Source organism: Kitasatospora sp. NPDC059571, from assembly GCF_042735675.1.
Lineage (GTDB): Bacteria > Actinomycetota > Actinomycetes > Streptomycetales > Streptomycetaceae > Kitasatospora.
In genome coordinates this window covers 1-7270 of record NZ_JBHWBW010000407.1, presented here as the reverse complement: position 1 = coordinate 7270, position 7270 = coordinate 1, and the positions used below count along the sequence as shown (strand labels likewise).

At 70.5% G+C, this 7270-nt stretch carries 6 protein-coding genes; 2 read left to right on the top strand and 4 right to left on the bottom strand.

All coding sequences use genetic code 11. From position 1 onward, the window contains the following. Positions 1-124: 124 nt before the first annotated feature. The 4 genes from ACFV0G_RS31270 to ACFV0G_RS31255 all read right to left on the bottom strand — a co-directional run bounded on the left by ACFV0G_RS31270 (position 125) and on the right by ACFV0G_RS31255 (position 4209). Positions 125-877 (bottom strand): amino acid ABC transporter ATP-binding protein, encoded by a 753-nt coding sequence (locus ACFV0G_RS31270; protein ID WP_380555310.1) that lies wholly within the window; start codon positions 875-877, stop codon positions 125-127. A gap of 38 nt (positions 878-915) precedes the next feature. Then, positions 916-1890, bottom strand: a complete 975-nt coding sequence (locus ACFV0G_RS31265) for an amino acid ABC transporter permease (protein ID WP_380555308.1) — start codon at positions 1888-1890, stop codon at positions 916-918. 34 nt (positions 1891-1924) lie between these two features. Then, positions 1925-2860 carry an ABC transporter substrate-binding protein gene (locus ACFV0G_RS31260; protein WP_380555306.1) on the bottom strand — a complete coding sequence of 312 codons (936 nt, stop codon included), beginning with the start codon at positions 2858-2860 and terminating at the stop codon, positions 1925-1927. A gap of 428 nt (positions 2861-3288) precedes the next feature. Continuing rightward, complete coding sequence (locus ACFV0G_RS31255; RefSeq protein ID WP_380555304.1) at positions 3289-4209, bottom strand: ABC transporter substrate-binding protein; 921 nt, start codon at positions 4207-4209, stop codon at positions 3289-3291. Between the two features lie 707 nt (positions 4210-4916). Between ACFV0G_RS31255 and ACFV0G_RS31250 the strand changes: the two genes are divergently transcribed. Together ACFV0G_RS31250 and ACFV0G_RS31245 are read left to right on the top strand one after the other, a co-directional pair. Further along, positions 4917-6113 (top strand): NADP-dependent malic enzyme, encoded by a 1197-nt coding sequence (locus ACFV0G_RS31250; protein WP_380555302.1) that lies wholly within the window; start codon positions 4917-4919, stop codon positions 6111-6113. A gap of 87 nt (positions 6114-6200) precedes the next feature. Beyond that, positions 6201-7163: a zinc-binding dehydrogenase gene (locus ACFV0G_RS31245; RefSeq protein ID WP_380555300.1), complete on the top strand. Its 963-nt coding sequence runs from the start codon at positions 6201-6203 to the stop codon at positions 7161-7163. Positions 7164-7270 lie beyond the last annotated feature (107 nt).

Here is a 7270-nt window from a genome sequence, read left to right as displayed (position 1 = left end):
GCGGGGGGGTGTGCCTGGTGTGTCTCGCGGGCGGCGCCCCCACTTGTATATAGGGGGGGGGCCCGCGGGGGGGGCGCGGGGGGGGGCCCCCCCCCCCGGGGGGGGGGGGGCGCCGGGCGTGCGGTCAGAGGACCTTGGACAGGAAGGACCTGGTCCGCTCGTGCTGCGGGTTGGTGAGCACGTCGCGGGGGTTGCCGGACTCGATGACCACACCGCCGTCCATGAACACCAGGGCGTCGCCGACCTCGCGGGCGAAGCCCATCTCGTGGGTGACCACGATCATCGTCATGCCGTCCTCGGCGAGGCCGCGCATGACGTCGAGGACCTCGCCGACCAGCTCCGGGTCGAGCGCCGAGGTGGGCTCGTCGAAGAGCATCAGCTTGGGCTGCATGGCCAGCGCCCGGGCGATGGCCACGCGCTGCTGCTGGCCGCCGGAGAGCTGGGACGGGTAGTTCTTCGCCTTCTCGGCCAGGCCGACCCGCTCCAGCAGCGCCATCCCGCGTTCCTTGGCCGCGGCCCTGGACTCGCCCTTGACCTGCACCGGCGCCTCGATGACGTTCTCCAGGGCGGTCATGTGCGGGAACAGGTTGAAGTGCTGGAACACCATGCCGATGTCGCGCCGCTGCAGCGCGACCTCGCTGTCCTTGAGCTCGTAGAGCCGGTCGCCCTTCTGCCGGTAGCCCACCAGGTCGCCGTCGACGTACAGCCGGCCGGCGTTGATCTTCTCCAGGTGGTTGATGCAGCGCAGGAAGGTCGACTTGCCGGAACCGGACGGTCCGACCAGCACGAACACCTCGCCGGTGCGCACCTCCAGGTCGATGCCCTTGAGCACCGGGACCAGGCCGTACGACTTGTGCACCTGCTCGGCCCGGACCATCAGGCCGCCCGACTCCGCCGGGATCTTGGTCGGGTCGCTCATACGTGACCCCCTCCTTCGAGGCCCGGGACCACGTCGTGCTCGGTCGGGCGCGGGGTGCGTCCGCCGAACAGGCCGCGCAGCCGCTGCAGCGGGGTGGGCGGCAGCGTGCGGTTGGCGCCGCGCGCGTAGTGCCGCTCGATGTAGTACTGCCCGATGGTGAGGATCGAGGTCATGAACAGGTACCAGGCGCTCACCGCGATCAGGACCGGGATGGTCTGGAAGGTGCGGGAGTAGATGTTGTGGCCGGCCTGGAAGAGCTCCTCCAGGGCGATGACGCTCGCCAGCGACGAGGTCTTCAGCATCGAGATGGTCTCGTTGCCGGTCGGCGGGATGATCACCCGCATCGCCTGCGGCAGCACGATCCGGCGCATGGTGGTGAACTGGCTCATGCCGAGCGCGTGCGCCGCCTCGGTCTGGCCCTCGCTGACCGACTGCAGGCCGCCGCGGACGATCTCCGCCATGTACGCGGCCTCGTTCAGGCCGAGACCGAGCAGGGCCGCGACGAAGACCGGGATCAGCGTGTTGGTCGAGCCGGACACGAAGTCCGGGCCGAACGGGATGCCGATCGACAGCTTCGGCCAGATCGCGGCCAGGAAGTTCCAGAACACCAGCTGCACGATGACCGGGGTGCCGCGGAAGACCCAGATGTAGACCCAGGCGACGCCGGACAGCAGCGGGTTGGGGGAGAGCCGCATGACGGCGAGGACGATGCCGCCGACCACGCCCATCACCATGGCGAGGGCGGTCAGTTCGAGGGTGACGACGACGCCGTGCAGGATCTGGTCGTTGAACAGGGTGTCGCCGACGACACTCCATTCGAAGGCCGGGTTGGTGACCAGGGCGTGGATGAGCATCGCCGCGAGGACCGCGACGACGATCATTCCCGCCCAGCGTCCGGGGTGGCGGACCGGGACGGCCTTGATGGTCTCAGGCCGTCCCGGGGTCACCTGCCCCTGATCGGTGGGGTTCACGTTGAGTAGCCTCAGGGGGTCGGGGTGGCGGAGGTCAGCTCTGTGCGGCGTTGATCTGGGACGTGGTGACCGCGCCGGCGGAGACACCCCACTTGTCGAGGATCGACTTGTACGTGCCGTCGGCGATCAGCGACTGCACGGCGCCCTGGACGGCCTTGCTGAGGTCCGAGCCCTTGGCCACGACGATGCCGTACGGCGCGCTGTCGTAGGTCTCGCCGACCTTCTCCAGCTGGCCGTTGGTCTGCTTCAGCGCGTAGTCGACGACCGGGGAGTCGGCCATCATGGCCTGGTCGCGCCCGGCCACCACGGCCTGGGTGACGTCGGTCTGCAGCGAGAACTTGTCGCCGTCGCCCGGGATGGTCGGCTTGCCGGCCTTGGTGCAGTCCGGGTTGCGGGTGTCCTTGATCTCGTCGGCCTGGGTGGTGCCGGTCTGGACCGCCACCTTCTTGCCGCAGAGGTCCTTGGCGTCGATCTTGTCGGGGTTGCCCTTCTTGACCGCGACGGCGCTGCCGGCGGTGAAGTAGGTGACCATGTCGACCGTCTGCTCGCGCTCCTTCGTGTCGGTGAAGGAGCTCATGCCGAGCTGGTACTTCTTGGCGGCGATACCCGGGATGATCGAGGTGAAGTCGGCGTTCTGCACGTCGGCCTTCAGACCGAGCTTGGCGGCGATGGCGTTGGCCAGGTCGACGTCCATGCCGACGATGTTGCCCTTGTCGTCCTTGAACTCGTTCGGCGCGTAGGACGCGTCCGCGGCGACGACCAGCTTGCCGCCGGACTTGACGTCGGCGGGCACCAGCGCGGCCAGCGACGGGTCGGCCGAGGCCGCCTTGACGGTGGCGGTCGGGTTCGCGGCGCCGGAACCGGAGGCGGAGGACGAGCCGGAGCTGCTGCACGCGGTGAGCATCAGGGTTCCGGCTGCGAGTGCGGCGCCTGCCGCGACGATGCGGGGGCGCAGGGTGCGAGCGGTCATGAGGGGGATCTCCTCCTGGGGGAGAGACGGGCGGAGCGCCCCGCCGGGGGGACGGCGGTGCACCGGTTGTGCGGCCGTGCACACCTCGTCGTGCGCCTGCCGTGCCGGTCGTTCACTTGTTCGGGTCATCCGGGTCGTGCCTTCGCCACCCTCCGCCGAGATGGCGAATGATCGAACCGCCTCGACCAGTGGCTTTCTGCGATTCGAGTTGTGGGAATCCTGCCACTCACGGAGGGTGAACGGGTCGTGTTTCAGATCAAAATCGGATAACAAGGGGCTATGCCGTCCGCTATTCGGACGAATTCCGACCCAGTGTCACCCTCCGTATAAGTATGCAGACTTAGTTGTCGGCACCGGCGGAGGCCGGTGCCCGGAGCGTCGGGTCCCGGTGCGGTGCCGGTCCCGCACGGCGCCCGTCCCGGTACGGCTCAGAAGCCGCCGTTGACCACGGCGCTCTGCACGGCGGCGGCCGAGACGCCCCACTTGGCGAGGATGGTGTCGTACTCGCCGTCGCGGATCATCTGGTTGATCGCCTTCACCAGCGCGTCGCGCAGGTCCGTGTTGTCCTTGGCCACCGCGATGCCGTACGGCGCGGGCTGCAGCTGGGGGCCGGCCACCTCGAACTTGCTGCCGCCCGGGCCGCCCTTGGACGCGAGGTAGGCGGCCACCGGGAGGTCGTTCATGTCGGCGTCGGCGTGCCCGGCCGCCACCTCGGCCAGTGCCTGGGTGTCGTTCTCGAAGAGCTTCACGGTGAGCGGCTTGTGGCTGCGGGCGCAGGCCGCGGTCTGCCGGTCGACGATGTCCGCCTGGGTGGTGCCGCGCTGGATCGCCACGGTGTTCCCGCACAGGTCGTCCAGCTTGGCGATCTTGGCCGGGTTGCCCTTGGGGACCAGGATCGAGGTGCCGACGATCAGGTAGTCGACGAAGTCGACGCCCGGGTTGACCTGCTTGCCGTCGGCGTCCGTGCCGTCGCGCCGGGTGCGGTTGTCGGTCATCGCGGACATCACCGCGTCGAACTCCTTGGCCTGGAGCCCGGGGATGGCCTTGTCGAACGCGGTGTCCTCGAACTCCACCTTGACCCCGAGCCGCTTGCCGATCGCCTGGGCGAGGTCCGGGTCGATCCCGGTCGCCGCGCCGTCCTGGCCCTTGAACTCCACCGGCGCGTAGTTGATGTCCGAGGCGATCTTCAGCACGCCCGCGTCCCGGATCTTGGCGGGCAGCTTGTCGTGGAGGCTCTCGCTGCTCACCTTCGGGGCGGTGCTGCCGCACGCGGTCAGGGCGAGGGCGCCGACGGCGAACGCGGCGGCTGCGGTGACGGCGCGGGCGGGTATCGGGGCGGTGGCGTGCATGCGGACGTCCTCCTGGGGGAGCGGGGTGGAACGGTGCGCCGGCGGGCTCGGCGGGGGGCCCGGATGCTGGACGGTTCGTGTTCGCGGGGGCTGCACAACTGTCCGAATGCCGGTGCGGGAATTGTGATCCTCCCATCCCTCCCTCCTGTCCGAGGTCGCGGGTATGTCAGAATCTGGTATCGGGTGACCCCCGACGAAACGAAGGCAGACCGCCGGCTCCGCCGCTCCCAATCGAGCGGTGCGGTGCCGGGGTGCGCAGGACCGGAAGTCGACGACGCCGACTCTGGATCCGATGCACCAGCTCCCCTCCGCGTCTGCGTTCACTCCTGCGGGTGTGCGAACGAACGCGTCGTTGCCGCCGCCGGCCGTCGTGGGGACCACCCGGTGTCCGGTCCGTCAAGCGCCGCAACGGGGTGAACGGTGCGCGACGAGGACAGAAAGGCACAGGTGCGGTGCCTTCGTCCCGCCTAGGCTCGGCGGTGGCTGTCACTGTCCGGCTCGTACGGATGAGCCTGGGCACGACCGGAAGCACAGCGCAGACAATCCAAAAACCCTCATTCGAGGGCGCAGCCCGGCGGCCGCGCCCCGACCCCACTCCGGGTACGCGAAGCGGCGTACCCGGGTGTCGCCGTCCTTCGGCGCCGCTACGGGGTCGCCACGACCGTCGGCCACCGCGTCCTCGCTGATCAATTGACGAAGAGGTCAACGTGGCAGCGGAGATCATCCACCCCAACACGCAGGACACCGACGATCCGGTCGACGCCGTCTTCGCGCTCCACCGCGGCGGCAAGATGGAGGTCCGGGCCACCGTTCCGGTGCGCGACGCGGACGACCTGTCCCTCGCCTACACCCCGGGTGTCGCCCGGGTCTGCACCGCCATCGCCGAGCAGCCCGAGCTGGTGAACGACTACACCTGGAAGGCCAACACGGTCGCGGTCGTCACCGACGGCACCGCGGTGCTGGGCCTGGGCGACATCGGCCCCGAGGCGTCGCTGCCCGTGATGGAGGGCAAGGCGATCCTGTTCAAGCAGTTCGGCGGCGTGGACGCCGTTCCGATCGCGCTGGCCTGCACCGACGTGGACGAGATCGTCGAGACGGTCGTCCGGCTCGCGCCGTCCTTCGGCGGCGTCAACCTGGAGGACATCTCCGCGCCGCGCTGCTTCGAGATCGAGCGCCGGCTCCAGGACGCCCTGGACATCCCGATCTTCCACGACGACCAGCACGGCACCGCGATCGTCACCACCGCCGCCCTGTGGAACGCCGCCAAGGTCAGCGGCCGCGAGATCGGCAGCCTGCGCGCCGTGATCTCCGGCGCCGGCGCGGCCGGCATCGCGATCGCCAAGATGCTGGTCGCGGCCGGCATCGGCGACGTGGCCGTCTGCGACCGCCGCGGCGTCGTGTACGAGGGCCGCGGCGACCTGACCGACGTCAAGGCCGAGATCGCCGCGCTCACCAACCGGACGGGCATCAAGGGCTCGCTCGCCGACGCGCTGGCCGGCGCGGACGTCTTCATCGGCGTCTCCGGCGGCACCGTCCCCGAGGAGGTCGTCGCCACCATGGCCGAGGGCTGCTTCGTCTTCGCGATGGCCAACCCCAACCCGGAGATCCACCCCGAGGTCGCGCACAAGTACGCGGCCGTGGTCGCCACCGGCCGCAGCGACTTCCCCAACCAGATCAACAACGTGCTCGCCTTCCCCGGCATCTTCGCCGGCGCCCTCTCCGTCCGGGCCACCCGGATCACCGAGGGCATGAAGCTCGCCGCCGCCAAGGCGCTCGCCGCGGTCGTCGCGGACGAGCTGACGCCGCAGAAGGTGATCCCGTCGCCGTTCGACGAGCGGGTCGCCCCCGCCGTCACCAAGGCCGTGGCCGAGGCCGCCCGGGCCGAGGGCGTCGCACGCCGGTAGCACACCCGGCGGGGCCCGGGACACGCGGTGGAGGTCACATCCGCGCGTGGTACCGGGCCCCGGGCGTGCGCGGCTATCGTCCGGACCATGTTTGCCGCCTACGCCGCACGTATCGACGCCGACGACCCGCTGAGCGCGCTGGAACTCGGCGAGCTGCCGGAGCCCGCCGCCCGTGAGGGCTGGACCACCGTCACGGTCCGCGCCGCCACCCTGAACCACCACGACCTGTGGTCGCTGCGCGGCGTCGGCCTGCCCGCCGAGCGACTGCCGATGATCCTGGGCTGCGACGCGGCCGGCGTCGACGAGCACGGCAACGAGGTGGTCATCCACTCCGTCATCGGCCAGAGCGGGCACGGCGTCGGGCCGACCGAGCCGCGCTCCATCCTCACCGAGCGCTACCAGGGCACCTTCGCGCAGCAGGTGGCCGTCCCCACCTGGAACCTGCTGCCCAAGCCGGCCGAGCTCTCCTTCGAGGAGGCCGCCTGCCTGCCGACCGCCTGGCTGACGGCCTACCGGATGCTGTTCACCAACGCCGGCGTCAAGCCCGGCGACACCGTGCTCGTCCAGGGCGCCGGCGGCGGCGTCTCCACCGCACTGGTGGTCCTCGCCAAGGCCGCGGGCCTGCGGGTCTGGGTCACCGGCCGGGACGAGGCCAAGCGGGCCCGGGCCGTGGAGCTCGGCGCGGACGCCGCCTTCGAGAGCGGCGCCCGGCTCCCCGAGCGGGTCGACGCCGTGATGGAGACCGTCGGCGCCGCCACCTGGTCGCACTCCGTCAAGTCGCTGCGCCCCGGCGGCACCATCGTCATCTCGGGTGCCACCTCCGGCCCGAGCCCGAAGGCCGCCGAGCTGAACCGGATCTTCTTCCTGGAGCTCAAGGTGGTCGGCTCCACCATGGGCACCAAGGAGGAGCTGGCCGGCCTGCTCGCGCTCTGCGCCAATACCGGCGTCCGCCCGGTGATCGACTCCGTGCTGCCGCTCACCGAGGCCCGCGACGGCTTCGCCCGCCTCGCCAAGGGCGACGTCTTCGGCAAGATCGTGCTGACCCCGTGAGCGTGCAGGCCCCCTGACACAGCGGTGGGCCCCCGGGACGAGGGACGACCAGGGGACCCCGCGCGAGTGAAACAAGAGGCGCGGCCCCGAGAGGTAAAACACAAAAA